The organism is Palleronia salina (assembly GCF_900141995.1).
GTDB lineage: Bacteria > Pseudomonadota > Alphaproteobacteria > Rhodobacterales > Rhodobacteraceae > Palleronia > Palleronia salina.
Window position 1 is genome coordinate 50,147 of the sequence record NZ_FQZA01000009.1, and the last position, 19,929, is coordinate 70,075.

General features: G+C 70.4%; 17 protein-coding genes. 14 read left to right on the forward strand and 3 right to left on the reverse strand.

Going from position 1 to position 19,929, the window contains the following annotated elements; all coding sequences use genetic code 11:
* The first annotated feature begins 5 nt into the window (after positions 1-5).
* From BUB76_RS12690 to BUB76_RS12710, 5 genes are all read left to right on the forward strand, one after another.
* Complete coding sequence (locus BUB76_RS12690) at positions 6-1,004, forward strand: AAA family ATPase (protein WP_073129168.1); 999 nt, start codon at positions 6-8, stop codon at positions 1,002-1,004.
* Complete coding sequence (locus BUB76_RS12695) at positions 1,001-1,882, forward strand: DUF58 domain-containing protein (protein WP_073129169.1); 882 nt, start codon at positions 1,001-1,003, stop codon at positions 1,880-1,882. The genes BUB76_RS12690 and BUB76_RS12695 overlap by 4 nt, the downstream gene beginning before the upstream one ends.
* The gene (locus BUB76_RS12700; protein WP_073129170.1) at positions 1,882-4,659 is read left to right on the forward strand and encodes a DUF4159 domain-containing protein; all 2,778 of its coding nucleotides are present in this window, start codon (positions 1,882-1,884) and stop codon (positions 4,657-4,659) included. The genes BUB76_RS12695 and BUB76_RS12700 overlap by 1 nt, the downstream gene beginning before the upstream one ends.
* 69 nt (positions 4,660-4,728) lie before the next feature.
* Positions 4,729-6,783 carry a hypothetical protein gene (locus BUB76_RS12705; protein WP_073129171.1) on the forward strand — a complete coding sequence of 685 codons (2,055 nt, stop codon included), beginning with the start codon at positions 4,729-4,731 and terminating at the stop codon, positions 6,781-6,783.
* An 80-nt stretch (positions 6,784-6,863) separates the two neighbouring features.
* On the forward strand, positions 6,864-7,613 hold the full coding sequence (locus BUB76_RS12710; RefSeq protein WP_073129172.1) for an SDR family NAD(P)-dependent oxidoreductase: 750 nt from the start codon (positions 6,864-6,866) through the stop codon (positions 7,611-7,613).
* Positions 7,614-7,640: 27 nt separating this feature from the next.
* On the opposite strand, the gene BUB76_RS12715 is transcribed toward BUB76_RS12710, so the two are convergent.
* Both BUB76_RS12715 and BUB76_RS12720 read right to left on the reverse strand, forming a co-directional pair.
* Positions 7,641-7,997 (reverse strand): hypothetical protein, encoded by a 357-nt coding sequence (locus BUB76_RS12715; RefSeq protein ID WP_073129173.1) that lies wholly within the window; start codon positions 7,995-7,997, stop codon positions 7,641-7,643.
* A 34-nt stretch (positions 7,998-8,031) separates the two neighbouring features.
* A complete protein-coding gene (locus BUB76_RS12720; protein ID WP_308417679.1) occupies positions 8,032-8,724 on the reverse strand; it encodes a DUF599 domain-containing protein in 693 nt (230 codons plus the stop codon).
* A 149-nt stretch (positions 8,725-8,873) separates the two neighbouring features.
* Here BUB76_RS12720 and BUB76_RS12725 point away from each other — a divergent pair, with 149 nt between their 5' ends.
* From BUB76_RS12725 to BUB76_RS12755, 7 genes are all read left to right on the forward strand, one after another.
* Positions 8,874-10,313, forward strand: a complete 1,440-nt coding sequence (locus tag BUB76_RS12725; RefSeq protein WP_073129175.1) for an FAD-linked oxidase C-terminal domain-containing protein — start codon at positions 8,874-8,876, stop codon at positions 10,311-10,313.
* 134 nt (positions 10,314-10,447) lie between these two features.
* Positions 10,448-11,320, forward strand: coding sequence for an oxygenase MpaB family protein (locus tag BUB76_RS12730; RefSeq protein WP_084140659.1), 873 nt, complete (start codon positions 10,448-10,450; stop codon positions 11,318-11,320).
* A gap of 133 nt (positions 11,321-11,453) precedes the next feature.
* Positions 11,454-12,569 (forward strand): FAD-binding protein, encoded by a 1,116-nt coding sequence (locus tag BUB76_RS12735; RefSeq protein WP_073129246.1) that lies wholly within the window; start codon positions 11,454-11,456, stop codon positions 12,567-12,569.
* Between the two features lies 1 nt (position 12,570).
* Positions 12,571-13,983, forward strand: a complete 1,413-nt coding sequence (gene glcF, locus BUB76_RS12740) for a glycolate oxidase subunit GlcF (RefSeq protein ID WP_073129177.1) — start codon at positions 12,571-12,573, stop codon at positions 13,981-13,983.
* 56 nt (positions 13,984-14,039) lie between these two features.
* Positions 14,040-14,909, forward strand: coding sequence for a trypsin-like serine peptidase (locus BUB76_RS12745; RefSeq protein WP_236737917.1), 870 nt, complete (start codon positions 14,040-14,042; stop codon positions 14,907-14,909).
* Between the two features lie 151 nt (positions 14,910-15,060).
* The gene (locus tag BUB76_RS12750; protein WP_073129178.1) at positions 15,061-15,525 is read left to right on the forward strand and encodes an Hsp20 family protein; all 465 of its coding nucleotides are present in this window, start codon (positions 15,061-15,063) and stop codon (positions 15,523-15,525) included.
* 111 nt (positions 15,526-15,636) lie between these two features.
* Positions 15,637-16,440, forward strand: a complete 804-nt coding sequence (locus tag BUB76_RS12755; protein ID WP_073129248.1) for a hormone-sensitive lipase — start codon at positions 15,637-15,639, stop codon at positions 16,438-16,440.
* Positions 16,441-16,469: 29 nt separating this feature from the next.
* On the opposite strand, the gene BUB76_RS12760 is transcribed toward BUB76_RS12755, so the two are convergent.
* Entirely contained in the window at positions 16,470-18,272 is a 1,803-nt protein-coding gene (locus tag BUB76_RS12760) for a serine protease (RefSeq protein ID WP_084140652.1), read from the reverse strand.
* 175 nt (positions 18,273-18,447) lie between these two features.
* Here BUB76_RS12760 and BUB76_RS12765 point away from each other — a divergent pair, with 175 nt between their 5' ends.
* Together BUB76_RS12765 and BUB76_RS12770 are read left to right on the forward strand one after the other, a co-directional pair.
* Entirely contained in the window at positions 18,448-19,365 is a 918-nt protein-coding gene (locus BUB76_RS12765; RefSeq protein ID WP_073129179.1) for a glycine--tRNA ligase subunit alpha, read from the forward strand.
* Positions 19,362-19,883, forward strand: a complete 522-nt coding sequence (locus BUB76_RS12770) for a DUF6446 family protein (RefSeq protein WP_073129180.1) — start codon at positions 19,362-19,364, stop codon at positions 19,881-19,883. Before BUB76_RS12765 ends, BUB76_RS12770 begins: the two co-directional genes overlap by 4 nt.
* Positions 19,884-19,929: the final 46 nt, after the last annotated feature.

A 19,929-nucleotide genomic window follows, 5' to 3' on the forward strand; every position in this document is an offset into this window, starting at 1 on the left:
TTGTCATGGCGGATCCCATTCTGGACGAAATCGACGCATTGGGCGGGAAGCTGGCCGAGGCGCGCAGCAGCATCACCCGGCGGTTCATCGGACAGACCCGCGTGGTCGATCTCGTGCTGACCACGCTGCTTTGCGGTGGCCACGGCCTGTTGATCGGTCTGCCGGGACTGGGCAAGACGCGCCTGGTGGACACGCTCAGCACCGTGATGGGGCTCAACGGGTCGCGCGTCCAGTTCACCCCCGACCTCATGCCAGCCGACATCCTGGGCTCGGAAGTGCTGGAGACCGGCGCCGACGGCAGCCGCGCCTTCAAGTTCATCGAGGGCCCGATCTTCTGCCAGCTGCTCATGGCCGACGAGATCAACCGCGCAAGCCCGCGGACCCAGTCGGCGCTGCTCCAGGCGATGCAGGAAAAGGCGGTGACGGTGGCCGGTCAGGCGCATCCGCTGGACAAGCCCTTCCACGTTCTGGCGACCCAGAACCCCATCGAGCAGGAGGGCACCTATCCGCTGCCCGAGGCGCAGCTGGACCGGTTCCTGGTGCAGATCGACGTGCCCTATCCCGACCGCGACACCGAGCGTGACATCCTGATCGCCACCACCGGCGCCGAAGAGGACGTGGCCCACGGCGTCTTCACCGCCGAGGAGCTGATCGCCGCGCAGAAACTGCTGCGCAGGATGCCCGTGGGCGACGCGGTGGTCGAGATGATCCTCGACCTCGTCCGCGCCTGCCGCCCCGGCGACGACAGCGCGCCGCAGCCGGTGCGCGACCACGTGGGCTGGGGCCCCGGTCCGCGCGCGGCGCAGGCGCTGATGCTGACGGTCCGCGCCGCCGCGCTGCTGGACGGGCGCCTTGCGCCCAATGCCGAGGACGTGGCCGACATGGCCGTGCCGGTCCTGACCCACCGCATGGCGCTGAGCTTTGCCGCCCGGGCGCGCGGCGAGACGCTGCCGCACATCATCGCGCAGGTCGTGGATGCCAAGACCCGGGCCCAGGCCGCGTGAGCGATCCCGCCGCCCTCAGATCCCGCGCCGAGACGCTGGCCGGCCCGCTGCCGGCGCTGCTGGCGGGTGCCCAGCACCTGGCGCGGACGGTCATGCTGGGCAGCCACGGGCGGCGGCGCCCGGGGCAGGGCGACGAGTTCTGGCAATACCGCCCCGCCATTCCCGGCGACGCGGCGCGCAGCGTGGACTGGCGCCGCTCGGCCCGGTCGGATGGGCATTTCGTCCGCGAAAAGGAATGGCAAGCGGCGCAGTCGGTGATGTTGTGGGTGGACCAGTCGGCGTCCATGAGCTTCGCCTCGAAGGGTCAGGCCCCCAAGTCCGACCGCGCGGCCGAACTGGCGCTGGCCACCGCGATCCTGCTGGGCCACGGGGGCGAGCGGGTGGGGCTGTGCGACCACGACCTGCCGCCGCGCACCGGGTCGCTGCAGCTGCTGCGGCTGGCCCAGGCGCTGGGCGCGGGCGACGCGGCGGCCCAACCGCCCGATTACGGTGCGCCGCTGGCGCGCGAGATGCCGTCGCGGTCGCGCGCGCTGTTCCTGTCGGACTTCCTGGGCGACGTGACCCCGGTCGAGGGCGCGCTGCTCGAGGCCGCGGATCGCGGGATCTCGGGCGTGCTGGTGCAGGTGCTCGACCCGCAGGAGGAGGCGTTCCCCTTCGACGGGCGCACGATCTTCGAATCCATGGGCGGCACGCTCAGCCACGAGACCCTGAAGGCGGGCGAGCTGCGCAATCGCTACCTCGACCGGCTGGCCGAGCGGAAGGACCGCCTTTTGCAACTGTGCCGGACCACGGGCTGGCAATACACGGTCCATCACACGGACACGCCGCCGCAATCCGCCCTTCTGTGGATCTACGGCGCGCTGGAGCGTGATCACTGATGTGGATCGTGGGGCCCATAGGGTTCACCGCGCCCTGGCTGCTGCTGGGGCTGGTGGCTCTGCCGATCCTGTGGCTGCTGCTGCGCGCGGTGCCGCCCGCGCCGGTGCGCCGGCGGTTCCCGGGGGTCGCGCTGCTGCTGGGCCTGCGCGACGACGAACACCAGGCCGACAAGACGCCGTGGTGGCTGCTTCTGCTGCGCGCGCTCGCGGTGGCCGCCCTGATCGTCGGCTTCGCCGGCCCCGTGCTGAACCCCGAGGATCGCAGCGGCGGCAGTGGCCCGCTCCTGGTGCTGATGGATGGCAGCTGGGCCGACGCGCGCGACTGGCCGCGCCGGGTGGCGCGGGTCGAACGCGCGCTGGACGAGGCCGGGCGCGACAACCGCCCCGTGGCGCTGGTCACGCTGACCGACCGGCCCGAGGGCGACCTGCCGTTCCGCGCGGCATCGGACTGGGCACAGACCCTTCCGGGGCTCGCGCCGCAACCGTGGCAGGCCGAGGGCGCCGCCGACTGGGCCGCGTCCCTCGACGGTGATTTCGACACCATCTGGCTGTCGGACGGGACCGCGCAGCCGTGGCGTGGCGACGTTCTGGAGGCGTTGCAGGATCGCGGGGAGGTCCGCGTCTTCGAATCGCCGTCCCCGATCTACGGGCTGGCGCCGCCGGCTTTCGAGGATGGGGCCATCGCCGTCACCGCGCGCCGGGCGGCCACCGGGCGCGGGGCCGAGGTGACGATCACCGCGCGCGGGCTGGATCCCAGCGGGATCGAACGCGAGCTGGCGCGCGAACCGCTGGCCTTCGGCCCGGGCGAGGACGAGGCCACCCTGGCGCTGAGCCTGCCGCCCGAGCTGCGCAACCGCGTGACGCAATTCGCCATCGACGGCGTGCGCTCGGCCGGGGCGGTGGCGCTGACCGATGACAGCCTGAAGCGGCGCGAGGTGGCGCTGATCGCCGGGCGCGACGACCGCGAGGGGCTGCAACTGCTGTCGCCGACCCATTACCTGGAACAGGCGCTGGAGCCGGTGGCCGACCTGGTGGAGGGCACCCTGTCGGATATCCTGCTGGCCAATCCCGACGTGATCGTGCTGGCCGACGTGGCCACGCTGCCGCAGGCGCAGGCCGACGAGATGCGTGACTGGGTCGAGGGCGGCGGGCTGCTGCTGCGGTTCGCCGGGCCGCGCGTGGCCGGCAGCGACCTGAGCCGCGAAACCGAGGATCCCCTGATGCCGGTGCGCCTGCGCGCGGGCGGGCGCAGCGTCGGCGGCGCCATGAGCTGGGGCGAGCCCAAATCCCTGCGCCCCTTCGGCGAGGACTCGCCCTTCAACGGGCTCGAGATCCCCGGGGACGTCACCGTCACGGCGCAGGTCGTGGCCCAGCCCGACCCGGACCTGAGCGAACGCACCATCGCGTCGCTGACCGACGGCACGCCGCTGGTCACCCGCAAGCGGCTGGGCGACGGGCAGGTCGTGCTGTTCCATGTCACCGCCAATGCCGAGTGGTCGAGCCTGCCGCTGTCCGGCCTGTTCGTCTCGATGCTGGAGCGTCTGGCCGTCAGCACACGCGCTGCGCGGCCCGATGCCAGCGCGCTGGAGGGCACGGTCTGGAGCCTGAGCGAAGCGGTCACCGCCTTCGGACAGGTGGACGAGGCGGGCACGATGCCGGGGGTCGCCGGCGCCGACCTGGCCCGCGGCGTGCCGGGGCCCGCGACGCCGCCCGGCCTTTACGCGGGCGAGGATCGCCGTGTCGCGCTGAACGTCATCGGCCCCGAGACCGAACTGGCCGCCGCCAGCTGGCCCGCGAACGTGGCCGTGGACGGGCTGGCCGTCGCGCAGGAGCGGGACCTGTCGGGTTGGCTGCTGGCCGCCGCGCTGGGCCTGTTGGCGCTGGACGTACTGGCCGCGCTGTGGCTGGCCGGGCGGCTGACCGGCCCGCGGGCGAGCGCCGCGGCCGTGGTCCTGGCGCTGTTGCTACCCGTGGGCGAGGCGCGCGCGCAGGACGGCACGGCCCCCGAGCGCGAACCGCTGGGGGACTTCGCCATCGAAGCGACCTCCGAAGTCGTGCTGGCCCACGTGCTGACCGGCAATTCCGACCTGGACGAGCTGGCGCGCGCGGGCCTGGAGGGCCTGTCGCGCACGCTGTTCGCCCGCACCTCGATCGAGCCGGCGGAGCCCATGGGCGTGAACCTCGAGACCGACGAGCTGGCCTTCTTCCCGTTCCTCTACTGGCCGGTGACGGCCGACCAGCCGCAGCCCTCGGACGCGGCCTATGCCAAGCTGAACACCTACCTGCGCGGGGGCGGGCTGATCCTGTTCGACACGCGCGACGCCAACGTAGCGGGTTTCGGCGCGGCGACGCCGGCGGGCCGCAAGCTGCAGGAACTGGCCCGGCCGCTGGACATCCCCCCGTTGGAGCCGGTGCCGGACGACCACGTGCTGACGCGCACCTTCTACCTGCTGCAGGATTTCCCGGGCCGCTACGCCGGGCGCGACATCTGGGTCGAGGCATCGCCGCCCGACGCGCAGGCGGTCGAGGGGATGCCGTTCCGCAACCTCAACGACAACGTGACACCGGTGGTGATCGGCGGGAACGACTGGGCGGCGGCCTGGGCCATCGACGACAGCGGCCAGCGCCTGTTCCCGGTGGGGCGTGGCTTTGCCGGCGAACGCCAGCGCGAGATCGCCCTGCGCTTCGGCGTGAACCTGATCATGCACGTGCTGACCGGCAACTATAAATCCGACCAGGTCCACGTGCCCGCGCTGCTGGACCGGCTGGGTCAGTAGCCACGCCCGGGGGCTGTCTGCCCCCGGACCCCCGAAAGGTATTTTTGGAAAGATGAAGGGCAGGCGGAATTGAGCGGAGAGATCGTATTCGACCCCATGGTGCCCTGGGTGGTGCTGGCGGTGCTGGGCGGGCTGGTCGCGGTGCTGGTGGCCCTGTCGCTGTGGCGCGGGCTGTCGGGCTGGTGGCTGCGCGGGCTGGCCGGTCTTGCCGTGCTGGCCGCGCTGGCGGGCCCGTCGTTTCAACGCGAGGATCGCCGGCCGCTGAGCGACATCATCGTGGCCGTGGTGGATGAAAGCGCGTCGCAGGACCTGTCGGACCGCCCCGACCAGAGCGCCGCGGCGCTGGAGCGGATCGAGGCCGAGGTCGCCGCGCTGCCCGATACCGAACTGCGCGTGGTGCGGCTGGGCGACGGGCCGGGCGACAGCGGCACGCTGCTCATGACCGCGCTGTCCGAGGCCGTGGCCGAGGAGCCGCGCGCGCGGCTGGCCGGCGCCATCCTGATCAGCGACGGACGGCTGCACGACATCGACCGCGAGCCGGACCTGCCCGCGCCGCTGCACCTGCTGCTGACGGGGCAGGAGGACGACTGGGACCGGCGGCTGGCCGTGCTGTCGGCGCCGGCCTTCGCCATCCTCGACGAAGAGGTCCTGCTGCGCCTGCGGGTCGAGAACCAGGGCGCGGTGCCCGCGGGCGAAGAGGGTCTCGTGCCGCTCGAGATCGCGATCGACGGGGGCGAGCCGGTGGAATTCACCGTGCCCACCGGCGAGGACCTGGAACTGCCGGTGACGCTGCCCCATGGCGGGCGCAACGTGATCCAGTTCCGCGTGGCCACCGGGGAGGGCGAGCTCACCGACCGCAACAACGAGGCGGTGGTGCAGATAAACGGCGTGCGTGACCGGCTGCGCGTGCTCCTGGTGTCGGGCGAGCCGCATCCGGGCGAGCGGACGTGGCGCAACCTGCTGAAATCCGACAGCAGCGTGGACCTCGTGCATTTCACCATCCTGCGCCCGCCCGAGAAGCAGGACGGCGTCCCGGTGGACGAGCTGTCGCTGATCGCCTTCCCGACCCGCGAGCTGTTCCTGGACAAGGTGGACGAGTTCGACCTGATCATCTTCGACCGCTACCAGCGGCGCGGGATCCTGCCCGCGCTCTACCTCGACAACATCCGCCGCTATGTCGAGGACGGTGGCGCCGTGCTGATCGCGGCGGGCCCGGACTTCGCCACCGCCGCGTCGCTCTATCGTTCGCCGCTGGGCGAGATCCTGCCCGCCGCGCCGACCTCGCGCGTGATCGAGGAGCCGTTCCTGCCCGAACTGACCGAGCTGGGCCGCCGTCACCCGGTGACCCAGGGCCTGACCGGCGGCGGGGCCGAGCCCGAATGGGGCCGCTGGCTGCGCCAGATCGAGCTGGATCCCACGGGTGGGCAGGTGGCCATGACCGGCATGGATGGCGGGCCGCTCCTGGTGCTCGACCGCGTGGGCGAGGGGCGCGTGGCGCTTCTGGGTTCGGACCACGCGTGGCTCTGGTCGCGCGGCTTCGACGGCGGCGGCCCCCAGCTGGAGCTGCTGCGGCGTCTGGCGCACTGGATGATGAAGGAGCCCGAGCTGGACGAGGAGGCGCTGGACGCCACCGCCGAAGGGCTGTCGATGACGGTGACCCGGCGCACCCTGGGCGACAGCGTGGGCGACCTGGAGGTGACGGCGCCGGACGGGACCGTGACCACCCTGCCCATGGAAGAGGTCGCACCCGGCCGGTTCCAGGCCGATGTCACCGGGCCCGAGATGGGGCTTTATCGCCTGGCCGAGGGGGACCAGGAGGCGGTGATCGCGCTGGGCCCGTCGGCCCCGCGCGAGTTCGAACAGACCGTCGCCACCGGGGCCGTGCTCGAAGAGGCGGTGGCCGCGCGGCGCGGCGGGATCCGCAACATCGCCGACGGGGTGCCGGACCTGCGCCAGGTGCGCGAGGGGCGGCCGGCGGCCGGGCGCGGCTGGCTGGGTATCACGCCGCGCGGCGCCTACCTGACCGCCGACGTAACGACGCGGCCGATCCTGCCGGCCTGGGCCTGGCTGCTGCTGGCAGCGATGCTGAGCCTCGGGGCCTGGCTGCGCGAGGGACGGCGCTAGCGCGCCCGGCCCGCGCGCCGCGCGCGATCGCCAGAAATCTGCTAGTCTTCCTGTCGGAGCTGGATGGACAGGAGAGCAGGATGGATCTGACCGGAACGAGCGCCCTGGTGACGGGCGGCAGCGGCGGGTTGGGCCGCCTTGTGTGCAGCGCGCTGGCGGGCGCGGGGGCCCGGGTGGCCGTGGGCTATCTCGAGGGTCGCGACCGGGCCGAGAGGGTGTGCGACGACATCGCGGGACAGGGCGGCCGGGCGATCGCCGTGCGGCTGGACCAGGGAAACCAGGCCTCGATCGACGAAGCCGTGGGAACGGTGGTCGGGTCCTTCGGCGGGCTGGACGTCCTGGTCAACAACGCCGCGATGGCGAAGGCCGTGCCGTTCCCCGATCTCGACGCGCTGTCGACCGAGCTGTGGGACCGCACCATGGCGATCAACCTGCGCGGGCCCTGGTTGGTCTCTCGTGCTGCTGCGCCGCACCTGAAGGCGTCGGGGCGCGGGCGAATCGTCAACGTGTCGGCCATGGCCGGGATGAAACCCATGGGCGCCAGCATCGCGCAGTCGGTCGTCAAGGCCGGCGTGATCCAACTGACCCGCTGCCTTGCCGTGGCGATGGCGCCCGATGTCACCGTGAACTGCGTGGCGCCGGGCATGATGGAAGGAACCGAGCTGACCAAGGGCATCCCCGACGCTTTCGTCGACGGTTTCAGGTCGCAATCGGTGCTGGGCCGGACCACGTCGCTGGACGATGTCGCGGCGCAGGTCGTGCAGTTCTGCCGCGCGGACAGCGTCACCGGCCAGACGCTGGTGGTGGATGGCGGGGTGTTCTTCCACTGACGCGACCGCTGCGGGGCCGCGCCGGGCCTAGTCCAGTGTCATCTCGTGGGTGCTTTCGCCCCAGCCCTCCGTCTTGGTCCGCGCGCGGATGATCAGCCGGTTCGTCCCGTCGGGCACCGCGATGCCAGTTTTCGACCGGGTGAACGGTTGCTCGGTCACGTGGGGATGGGCCAGCACGCGGGTCGCCAGTACGGTGCCGTCGGGCAGTTCGACCCGCCAGCCATCGGCGTAATCCTCCCATCCCGTATCGGCGTGGCGCAGGGTGACCGAGACGGTCCAGCCGTCATTGCCGGGTTTGGCCTTCGCGCCTTCGATCCGGGCGGGATCGGCGGTGGCAGCCAGGGGGACGAGCAGGGCAACGAAGCCCGAGAGAACGTGTTTCATGACCTTCCTCTATCACGGTGCACGGGCGGCGGCATCAGGACCCGCCCATCAAAATGTCGCGCGGTCGCGACGCGAACTCGCGGCTCCAGACGATCCAGCCGGTGCCGAGCGTGGCCAGCACGAGGAACAACGGCCCCAGCAGCCAGGCCAGCGAGGCGAGGCCGAAATACATGGCCCTCAGCCCGCCGTTCAGGGTCCGCGCCGCCGCGATGTTCAGGTCGGCCGCCTGGCGGGCGCGGGTGCGGCACAGCGCGGCCCCGGGGTCGTTGGGCACGGCCGCCATGACGATCAGGCAGTAGCCGAACAGCCGGTTGGACCAGACGAACTTGAGAAAGGCGAAGGTCAGGAAAAGCGCCACGGGCGCCATGCGCACCTGCCAGACCACCGTGGGGATGTTGCCGCGTTGCAGGTCGGCGGCGGCCACCTGCAGGCTTTCGGCGTTGCCGATCAGCGCCAGCACGCCGCCGATGGCGATCACGCAGGTCGAGGCGAAGAAGGACGTGCCCTGCCGCAGCGCATCGACCACGGCCTGGTCGAATATGCGGCTTTCGCGGTCGATCATCTGCACCATCCAGTCGTGTCGATACGCGCGCATGATGTCGGACACCGACGGCCGCGTCCCGGACGGCCGTTCGATCCACCAGCCCAGGGCGATCCAGGTCGTGCCCAGCAGGGCCAGCGCGACGATGTCCGCCGGCCCCAGCAGCATGAGAACTTCGATGGACATCATGGGGGTCATCGTGGCGGCTCACGGTGTAATGGCACAGGCCCATGCTGCGGGCAGCGGGCGCGACGCGGCAAGCGGCAAGGTGCGCGATCACGACATCTTGCCTCTGCCGGGACGGACCTCCATGTTCAACAGCAGGAGGACCCGCCATGGAAATGCCCACACCCGACGCCGCCATCGTGTCGCGCAAGGCCCGCATCGTGCGCCGCCTGTTGCAGGTTCTGCCCGAGGACGCCGTCATCCACGAGCCGCACGAGACCCGCGCCTACGAATGCGACGCGCTGACCGCCTACAAGTGCCCGCCGCTGGCCGCCGTGCTGCCTGCCTCGACCGACGAGGTCGCCGCGGTGCTGCGCGTCTGCCACGAGGAGGGGATCCCCGTGGTGCCGCGCGGGTCGGGCACGTCGCTGGCGGGGGGCGCGTTGCCCACCGCAGATTGCGTGATCCTGGGCGTGGCGCGGCTGAACGAGGTGATCGAGACCAATTACGACGACCGCTACATCCGCGTGCAGACCGGGCGCACCAATCTCAGCGTCACCGGCGCGGTGGAAGAGGATGGCTGGTTCTACGCCCCCGATCCGTCGTCGCAGCTGGCCTGCGCGATCGCGGGCAATATCGGCATGAACTCGGGCGGGGCGCATTGTCTGAAATACGGGGTGACCACCAACAACCTGCTGGGCGTGACCATGGTGCTCATGGACGGCACCGTGACCGAGATCGGCGGCGCGCACCTGGACGCGGCGGGCTATGACCTGCTGGGCGTGATCTGCGGCAGCGAGGGGCAGCTGGGCGTCGTGACCGAGGCGACCCTGCGCATCCTGCCCAAGCCCGAGGGCGCACGCCCCGTTCTGATCGGTTTCGATTCGAACGAGGTCGCGGGCCAGTGCGTCAGCGACATCATCAAGGCGGGCGTGCTGCCCGTGGCGATCGAGTTCATGGACCGGCCCTGCATTCGCGCGACCGAGGCCTTCGCCGGCGCGGGGTATCCCGATTGCGAGGCGCTGCTCATCGTCGAGGTCGAGGGCTCGGATGCCGAGATCGACAACCAGCTGGGGCTCATCGGCCAGATCGCGCGCGGCCACGACCCCGTCGAGCTGCGCGAGAGCGGTTCGGCCGAGGAATCGGCGCGCATCTGGCTGGGCCGCAAGTCGGCCTTCGGGGCGATGGGGCAGATCAACGATTACATCTGCCTCGACGGCACCATCCCGGTCAGCGAACTGCCCAAGGTTCTGGGCAAGATCCGCGAACTGTCGCAGGGATACGGCCTGGACGTGGCCAACGTGTTCCACGCGGGCGACGGCAACATGCACCCGCTGATTCTGTTCGATGCGAACAGGCCGGGCGACCTGGACAAGGCCGAGGCGCTGGGCGCCGAAATCCTGCGCCTGTGCGTCGAGGTCGGCGGCTGCCTGACCGGCGAACATGGGGTGGGCGTGGAAAAGCGCGACCTGATGGAAGCGCAGTTCGCCCCCGAGGATCTCGAGGCGCAGTTGCGCGTGAAGGACGTGTTCGACCCCGCCTGGCTGCTGAACCCGGCGAAGGTGTTCCCGCTGTCGGTGACCGCCTCGCGGCGGGTGGCGGCCGAGTAGGGCTGGGCTCAGAAGCCACGGCCCGGCGTGGTTGTCGGCGCCAGGCGGTGAAACGCGAAGACGCGGCGCATTGATTTTCCCGCGGGGCTGACCCCATGCTGGGTTGAGCCTGTCCGTTCGCCCGAGGTATGCCCATGTCGCGCTGGTCCGACGAGATCGAGGGGCAGGATCCCGCGCGGGACTACGAGCGAATCGTCTTCCTGCTGGGAACCTGCGAGTTCGCCTGGGATATCGAGAAGGCGCTCGAATTCGCGCTGTTCCGGACCTACGCCGTGCCCTCGATTTCCGGCCTGCTGTCCCGCACGGGCGCCTTCCGCCGGGACACCCGGAAACGCTATGACGACACCGAGCTTCTGCTGTCGGAAATCAGCGAGAACGGCCAGCACAGCGCGCGTGGACGGGCGGCGCTGGACCGGATCAACGAGATGCACGGGCACTACCGCATCTCAAATGCGGACATGCTGTACGTGCTGACGACCTTCGTGGTCGAGCCGCCCAGATGGCTGGACCGGTTCGGGCGCCGGTCGATGACGCCAAAGGAGCGCGCGGCCTGGACGACCTATCATCGCGCTCTTGGCCGGCGGATGGGCATCGAGGACATCCCCGACGATTTCGCGGCATTCGACGCCTACGGCCGCGCCTACGAAAACGCCCACTTTCGCTACGCCGACAGCAACGCCGAGATCGGTGAGGCTACCCGGGACCTTCTGCTGTCCTTCTACCTGCCCCGGTGGCTGGTGCCCTTCGGGCGTCCGGCGGTCCACGCCATGTGCGATCCGCCGCTGCGGGCCGCCATGGGCTTTCCCAGCCCGCCGCAGTGGTTTCAGCGGCTGGTCATGGCAGGCCTGGGCGCCAGGGCGACGCTTCTGCGCTGGTTGCCCGGCCGCAGGCGACCGCGCCTCATCACGGCCCGCAAGCGTCCCACGTATCCGGGCGGGTATCGCATTTCCGAGCTCGGGACATTCCCGAAAGAACCGAGGTCGGATCCGGGACCTTCGGCGCGTTGAGCAACAGCGCGGGGCAGGGGGCGTCTCGTCCCCGGCTTTCCGGAGGAGAAACAGCGGCGCACCGCGGGGGGCGTGGCATCCGCCGCGCCTCTGTGGCATTGGGGAGAGAGTGACGAGGGAGGAGCCGTTGGTGATACGACCCGAGAGCGAGGCCGACCTGGCCGAGGCCGTGCGCGCCGCGACAGGCGCGCTGCACCTGCGGGGCGGCGGCACCCGTGCGGCTGGACCCGTGGCTGGCGAGGTGCTGGAAACGACGGGCCTGACCGGCATCACCCTTTACGAGCCCGGGGCGCTGACCCTGGTCGCCCGCGCCGGCACGCCGCTGTCCGAGATCGAAGAGGCGCTGACCGCCGAGAACCAGCGTCTGGCCTTCGAGCCCATGGATCACCGCGCGCTGCTGGGCACCGAGGGCACGCCGACCATCGGCGGTGCGGTCGCCGTGAACGCGTCCGGCCCGCGCCGCGTGGTCGCCGGTGCCTGCCGCGACAGCCTGATCGGCGTACGCTTCGTCGACGGCAGCGGCACGATCATCAAGAACGGCGGCCGGGTGATGAAGAACGTCACCGGCTACGACCTGGTCAAGCTGCTCGCGGGCAGCCACGGCACGCTGGGCGTGCTGAGCGAGGTCAGCTTCAAGGTGCTGCCGGGGGTCGAGGCGACGACGACGCTGACGCTGGAGGGACTGGACGTCGCCACCGCCACCAAGGCCATGGCCGCCGCGATGGGATCGCCCTTCGAGGTTTCGGCCGCCGCGCACCTGCCGGGCGACACGCCGAAGACCCACCTGCGCGTGGAAGGTTTCGCGGCCTCGGTCGCCTATCGCGCCGGACGCCTGCGCGATCTGCTGACGCCCTATGGCGACATCGTTATGGACGAGGGCCCCGGCCCCTGGGCCGACATCCGCGACGCGCGCGCGCTGGCCGACGCGCCGGGCGATGTCTGGCGCGTGTCGGTCAAGCCGTCCGACGGCGCGCGGGTCGCCGCCGCGCTGCCCGACGCGCGACTGGTCCTGGACTGGGCCGGCGGCCTGGTCTGGGCCGCCGTCAAGCCGGGCACCGACCTGCGCGCGGCGCTGGAGGACATTCCCGGCCACGCGACCCTTCTGCGCGCGGCGCTCGAGACCCACGCCCGGCTGGGCCGTTTCGCACCCGAACCCGCGCCGCTGGCTGCCATCGCCGACGGGTTGCGCGCCAAGTTCGACCCGCGCGGGATCCTCAATCCCGGCCTCATGACCCAATCGACGAGCTGAAATGCAGACCACCTTCACCCCCGAACAACTGGCCGATCCCGCCACCGCGCGCAGCAACGAGATCCTGCGCGCCTGCGTGCATTGCGGGTTCTGCACGGCGACGTGCCCGACCTACCAGGTGCTGGGAGACGAGCTCGATTCCCCGCGCGGGCGGATCTACCTGATCAAGGACATGCTGGAATCGGGCCGCCCCGCGGACGAGAAGACCGTGAAGCATATCGACCGCTGCCTGTCCTGCCTGGCCTGCATGACCACCTGCCCGTCGGGCGTGCATTACATGCACCTTGTCGACCATGCGCGTGCCCATATCGAGGAGACCTACAGGCGGCCCTGGCGGGACCGGGCGCTGCGGCGCCTGCTGGCGGCGGTGCTGCCCTATCCGGGCCGGTTCCGGCTGGCGCTGCTGGGTGCGAAACTCGGGCGGCCGTTCGCGCGGTGGATGCCGGACGTGCGGCTGCGCGCGATGCTGGACATGGCGCCGAAGCGCATCCCGTCGCCCAGCCGCAACGACGATCCGCAGACCTTCCAAGCGAAGGGTGAGACGAAGATGCGCGTGGCGCTGCTGACCGGCTGCGCGCAGAAGGCGCTGGACACCGACATCAACGACGCGACCATCCGCCTGCTCACCCGCCTGGGCTGCGAGGTCGTGGTGGCCAAGGGCATGGGCTGCTGCGGCGCGCTGGTTCACCACATGGGGCGCGAACACGACAGCCACGCCGCCGCCAAGCGCAACATTGCGGCCTGGATGGGTGTGAAAGACGCGGGCGGCCTGGACGCGGTGGTGATCAACACCTCGGGCTGCGGCACCACGGTGAAGGATTACGGCCACATGCTGCGCAACGATCCCGTGGCCGAACAGGCCGCCGAGATCAGCGCCAAGGCCATGGATGTGAGCGAGATCCTGGTGAAGCTGCTGCCGGACGAGTCCGCCTTCGACGCCGCGTTCTCGGTCAACGAGGCGCGCATGGACATCGCCGGCACCGACGCGACGGACCCGCGTCCGGCGGGCAATGGTCCGATCCGGGTGGCCTATCACGCGGCCTGTTCGCTTCAGCACGGCCAGCAGATCAAGACCCACCCGAAGACCCTGCTGAAGCGCGCCGGGTTCGAGGTGGTCGAGCCGCGCGACAGCCATCTGTGCTGCGGCTCGGCGGGCACCTACAACCTGATGCAGCCCGAGATCTCGAAAGAGCTGAAGACCCGGAAGCTGAAGACCCTGCACGACAAGGACCCGCAGGTCATCGCGGCGGGCAATATCGGTTGCATGATGCAGCTGGCCGGCGGCGCCGAGGTGCCGGTGGTGCACACGGTCGAGCTGATCGACTGGGCGCTGGGCGGCCCGCGCCCCGCCAAGCTGGGCGACGGGCTGCCGGCCCAGGCGAAATCGGGCGAAAGCGCGGCGGCGCTGCCCTGAAACGGGTGCGGTTCAACCATAATGGCGCCGCCGCGGCGGCCTAGCTTCGGGCTGGTATGACCCCAGCCGGAGCCGCCCCCATGCGCCGCCTTCTGAAATCCGCCCTTGCCGCCGCCGCGATCTGCCTTGCCGGGCAGGGGGCCCTGGCGCTGGACGATGACGCGCTGCGCGAGCTGGCCAGCCGCGACGATGCCGGGGCCTTCGCCGCCATCGGTCGGCTTGAGCTGGGCAACGGCAAGTTCTGCACCGCCACGCTGGTGACGCCGCAGATCGTGCTGACGGCGGGACATTGTCTTTACGACGTCCATACGGGGGCCCGCCACGACATCGCCGACATCGTGTTCCAGGCCGGCCTGCGCGACGGTCGGCCCGAGGCGCATCGCCGCGCGCGTCGGGCGGTCGTGCATCCCAAGTATGCCTACGGTGAAACATCCCTTGTTGATCTGGCCCACGACCTGGCCCTGGTCGAGCTGGATCACGCCGTTTCGCCTGAGGTCGTGGTCCCGCTGCCCTTTGGGCAGGACCCGCGCATGGGCGGACGTATCGGGGTGGTGAGCTACCAGTTCGACCGCTCGGAACGGCCCAGCCTGCAAGAGGTCTGCCACGTGCTGAACCGGCAGGACGGGGCGCTCATCACCAGCTGCAACGTGGATTTCGGCGCCTCCGGCGCGCCGATCCTGACCTTCGACGACCAGGCGCGGCCCGCGCTTGTCTCGGTCGTCAGCGCCAAGGCCGAGCTGGGCGAGCAGAAGGTCTCGATCGGCACCGACCTGGCCCAGCCCTTCCGCGTCATGCGGGCCGAGCTCGAACGCGGCGACGGCGTGTTTCACAAGCCCGCGCCGAAGGTGCTGCGCATGGGCGCGGCCGAGGCGCGGTCGATGGGCTCGGCCAAGTTCCTCAAGCCCGGATCGGGCCTGTCGAACTAGCGCGTCCTCGCGCATCGAAAGGTCTTGAACGGGCCGAATCCGCTTCCCAAATATGCAGTACCGGATGCCGAAAACGGGTCCGGATCTTCCGCCAGTCCCGCCGCAATGGGATGGCATTCGATTGTTATCGCTTGAGAAAAGGATGACCCAGATGCGTAACTTCGATCTTGCCCCGCTGCACCGCGCCACCGTCGGTTTCGACCAGATGGCCGACCTGATGAACCGTGTCATGTCCGACACCAGCGGCCCGCAGACCTACCCGCCCTACAACATCGAGAAGACCGCCGACGACGCCTGGCAGATCCAGATCGCCGTGGCCGGGTTCACCGATGCCGAACTGTCGGTCGAGCAACGTGAGAACGCCCTGATCGTGTCAGCCAAGAAGGCCCAGGAAGATGCTGGCCGCACCTACCTGCACCGTGGCATCGCCACCCGTGCGTTCGAGCGTCGCTTCGCCCTGGCCGACCACGTCCGCGTCACCGGCGCGACCCACGTGAACGGCATGCTGCATATCGACCTGGTGCGCGAAGTACCCGAGGCGCTGAAGCCCCGCCAGATCGAGATCTCGCGCGGCGACACCGTGAACGGCCGCGCGGTCGAGACCACCGAGGTCTGATCGCGGCAATATCGCCCGAGACCGAAGGCCGCCCCACCCGGGCGGCCTTTTCGCATTGGCAAATGACACATGTGCGCGCAGGGTGGGTCGAACCATCCCAGCGGAGCGCGCATGACCAACGACGATGCCTACGACAACAGCGGTCACATCCCGGACGCCGAGGCCTATCCCCCACGCTGGGCGGCCGAGGCCGAGGCGTTCCGCCTTGCGCTGGGTGCCCGGGCCTTGGTCAATTTTTCGTACGGGGACAACACGCGTCAGGTCTTCGACCTGTTCATGCCCGAGGATCCGCCCAAGGGCTGCATCGTGTTCGTGCACGGGGGTTACTGGCGCCGCTTCGATCCGCGGACCTGGTCTGCCTTCGCCTCGGGCGGGCTGGACGCGGGCTGGGCGGTTGCGATGCCCGGCTACACCCTGGCGCCCGAGGCACGGATTTCGCAGATCACGCGCGAGATCGCCCAGGCGTTGGGCGTGATTGGCGACGCGGTGCCCGGACCCCTGCGGCTGGTGGGCCACTCGGCGGGGGGGCACCTGGTGTCGCGGATGCTGTGCGGCGACGCCATGCTGCCCAGCGCCATCGCGGATCGGATCGAGGGCTGTGTGCCGATCTCGCCCGTGTCGGACCTGCGGCCGCTGATCGACACCACCATGAACGACGATCTCGGCCTGACCGAGCGGGAGGCGCATGGCGAAAGCCCGGCCCTGCTGTCGCGGGGGCTGGACGTGCCGATGACCGTCTGGGTCGGCGGCGACGAACGCCCGGCCTTCCTCGACCAGGCGCGGTGGCTGGCCGCGGCCTGGGGCGTCGGGCTGCATGTCGACGAGGGGCGGCACCATTTCGACGTGATCGACGGGCTGCGCGACGCCGAAAGCCCGCTCATGCGGGCCGTCTTGGGCGACACGCCGGCCGGGTGACCGCGGCGGGGATCAACCCGCCGCGCGCGTCATTTCCAGCAGCCCACCAGCACCGTCATGTCGGTCGCGCGCCGTTCGAGCTGGCCGCGGGGCAGGGTGGCCGTGGACGTTGCGGATGTCGGCGTGACATCCGTGCTCTCGAGGAAGGCCAGGATCGTGTCCACGTCGGCGGCCAGGGCCACGTCATCGGGCAGCGACCGGTCCTCGGCGCCGGCACTGGCGCGCAGCAGGCCCAGTACCGCGCCGCTTTCGTCCATGACCGGGCCGCCCGCGTCGCCGGGCCGGTTGGGCAGGCGGAAGCGCTTCACGTCCTCTTCGCCGTTCAGGCCGCGCATATCGGCCAGCTCGCCGTAGCTGATCGAGGGCGCGCCGAGGGCGCCGTCGAAGCTGTAGCCGGCAAGCACGGCGCGCGATTTCAGCCGCGGGACCGAGGATTGAAGCGCGGCGTGGGCGCGGGGGGCGAGGGGCTGCGACGGCTCAAGTAGCGCCAGGCCCAGGTCCTCGTCCACGGCCACGGGCGTGGCGCCCACGTCGTTGTTCAGCGTGATCTCGCTACAGCCCTGCGCCACGTCCGACGTGGTCAGGACCTCGCCGCGGCGGCTGACGTAGAAGCCCGAGCGCACGATCTCGGGGCGGCGGATTTCCAGGCCGGCCAGCAGGTCGACGCTCTGGTTCTCGCCCGGCTCGCCCACGATGTCGTCCATCACCACGGCGGCGTCGGTCTCGAAGCTGTCGATCATCTCGTCCAGCACGCGGCGGCGGCGTTCCTCGTCGCCGGTGGGCCAGATCAGGGTGAAGCCCTTCACGTTGCCGTTCTCCAGCCGCGCCTCGGTCTGCGAGATGAAATCGTTGCCCTCGCCGGTCAGGCTGAAGCCGCGATCGCGCTTCTCGCGGGGGCCGTCGGTGGGCACGATCTCGAGCGTCTGCATGATGTCGAACAGGCCGTGCAACTCGGCGCGGTCGCCGCGCTGGCTGATCAGCAGGACCTTGTGGGTGCCGTCCGGATCCGTCGGGCCGTAATGGGCGAAGGGCGGTTCGTAGCTGTCGAACTCCACCAGCGCGGTCGGCATCTTCACGGTGATCCCGGCGGTGCCATCGGTCACCGCGCGGAAGTCGAGCCCGTCCAGCACGGCGTTGTATTCGGCGATCAGCTCGGCGCGCTGGCGCGTGGTCAGCACGCCCGTGTCGGGATAGCCGCGCGCCGCCTGCCACTCGGCCATGGCGCTGCGGGTGCCGCGCCCGAAGGCGCCGTCGATGCCCGCGTCGTAGAACCCGGCCCATTGCAGGGCGATTTGCAGGTCACGCCGGGCCTGGCCGTCCAGATCACGCTCGGATTGCAGGGCCTCTGCCCGCGTCTCGTCCGGCTCGGGCGGGGCGGTGATCTCGAGGCTCTCGGGCTCGGCCCGGGGGTCCGGGACAGCTTCGGGCGCGGCGGCGAGATCTTCGGTCGTGACGGGCTCGGGGAAGGCGGGCTCGGGCGTGCCGGTCCCGGCCTCGGCGTCGGGCGGCCAGTATTGCGCCCGGAAGGCGGCGCCGTCGGTCACGAAACTGTCGGCGGGGATGGCGCGGGCGGCCCGCAGTTCCCGCCGCAGACTGTCTGCCCGCTGCTCGGAGAAGGGGCCCAGCACGATGGCGTACCAGTTGGTCGCGCCCAGCCGGTATCCCGCGACCTGGTCCAGCTCCTGCGCGTATCCCGCCGCGGCGCGTTCGGCGGCGGTGGGGCCCGACTGCGCCTCGATCTGGATCCAGGCGTCCTGGGCCTGGGCGGCGGTTCCATGGGTCAGGATGATGGACAGGGCGGCGGCCCAGCTGGCACGGGTCAAGAACGTCATCGGTCTTCCAAATTTCTGGTCTGGCCCCGCGGCCGGGGACGGTTGTTGATAGCAATTGCGATTGCGTGCGGAAGGTCAAGAAAACGGAGACGCGTCAAGGGGCGTGATTGACCCTTGTTGCCCATCTGCCTATGCAAGGCGCGCTTTCCGACCCCATCCGCGAAGGACCGCGAAGATGAGCCAGCCGCGCTGCTTTCAGGACATCATCCTGGCCCTGCAATCCTACTGGGCCGAGGCCGGCTGTGCCGTGCTTCAGCCTTACGACATGGAGGTCGGCGCGGGCACCTTCCACCCGGCGACCACCCTGCGCGCGCTGGGGCCGACGCGGTGGTCGGCGGCCTACGTGCAGCCGTCGCGCCGTCCCACCGACGGACGCTATGGCGACAGCCCCAACCGCTGGCAGCACTATTATCAATTCCAAGTGATCATCAAACCGTCGCCCCCCGACCTGCAGGAATTGTACCTCGGTTCGCTGAAGGCCATCGGCATCGACACCGACCTGCACGACATCCGTTTCGTCGAGGATGACTGGGAAAGCCCGACCCTGGGCGCCTGGGGCCTGGGCTGGGAGGTCTGGTGCGACGGCATGGAAGTCAGCCAGTTCACCTATTTCCAGCAGGTGGGCGGCCACGACTGCCACCCCGTTTCTGGCGAGCTGACTTACGGGCTTGAGCGTCTGGCGATGTACGTGCTGGGCTATGACGACGGCAACGCCATGCCGTTCAACCCGCCCGACAGCCCGATCCCGCTGACCTATGGCGACGTCTTCCGCGAGGCCGAGGCGCAATACGCCCGCTGGAACTTCGACGTGGCCGACACCGAGACGCTGTTGCAGCATTTCAAGGATGCCGAGGCCGAGTGCGCCCGCATCCTGGCCGCGCCCGCCGATGACCCCAAGACGGGCCGGCACATCGTCATGGCGCAGCCCGCCTACGACCAGGCGATCAAGGCCAGCCACGTCTTCAACCTGCTGGACGCGCGCGGCGTGATCTCGGTCACCGAGCGGCAGGCCTATATCGGCCGGGTGCGCGCGCTGACCAAGATGTGCGCCGATGCCTTCCTTCAGACGGCGGCGGGTGGTCACGCGGCATGATCGGAAAGATCCTGACCGTGGCGATCGTGCTGACCGGCATCGTGGTGGCCGCGTCGGTCTATTACCTGCAGGTCTATCATTTCTACGACGAAATCGACCTGCCCGCGTCGCAGATCGCGCTGGTCCCCCAGGGCGGCGACAGCGCCGAGCCGATCCCGGCCGACGGAATCCAGGCCATCGACGCCAATTCCTCGCCCATCCGTTTCCGCGCGTGCTTCGATACCACCCTGTCGGTGGACGAGGCGCGCGCCCGGTTCGAACGCGTGGACGCCCCGCCGCTGAACGCGCCCGGCTGGTTCGATTGCTTCGACGCCGACGCCATCGGCGCGGCGCTGGCCGACGGGCAGGGCGACACGTTCCTGGCGCAGAAGAACATCGCCTACGGCGCCGACCGGGTGGTGGCGATCCTGCCGGACGGGCGCGGCTTCGTCTGGCACCAGCTGAACAATTGCGGCGAAAAGGCCTATGACGGCACGGTGATCGGCGAGGAATGCCCGCCGCTGGAGCAGTTCCAGTGATGGACGCAGCCGTCCAACCCTCACTTGCGCCGCGTCCGGGCCGCGC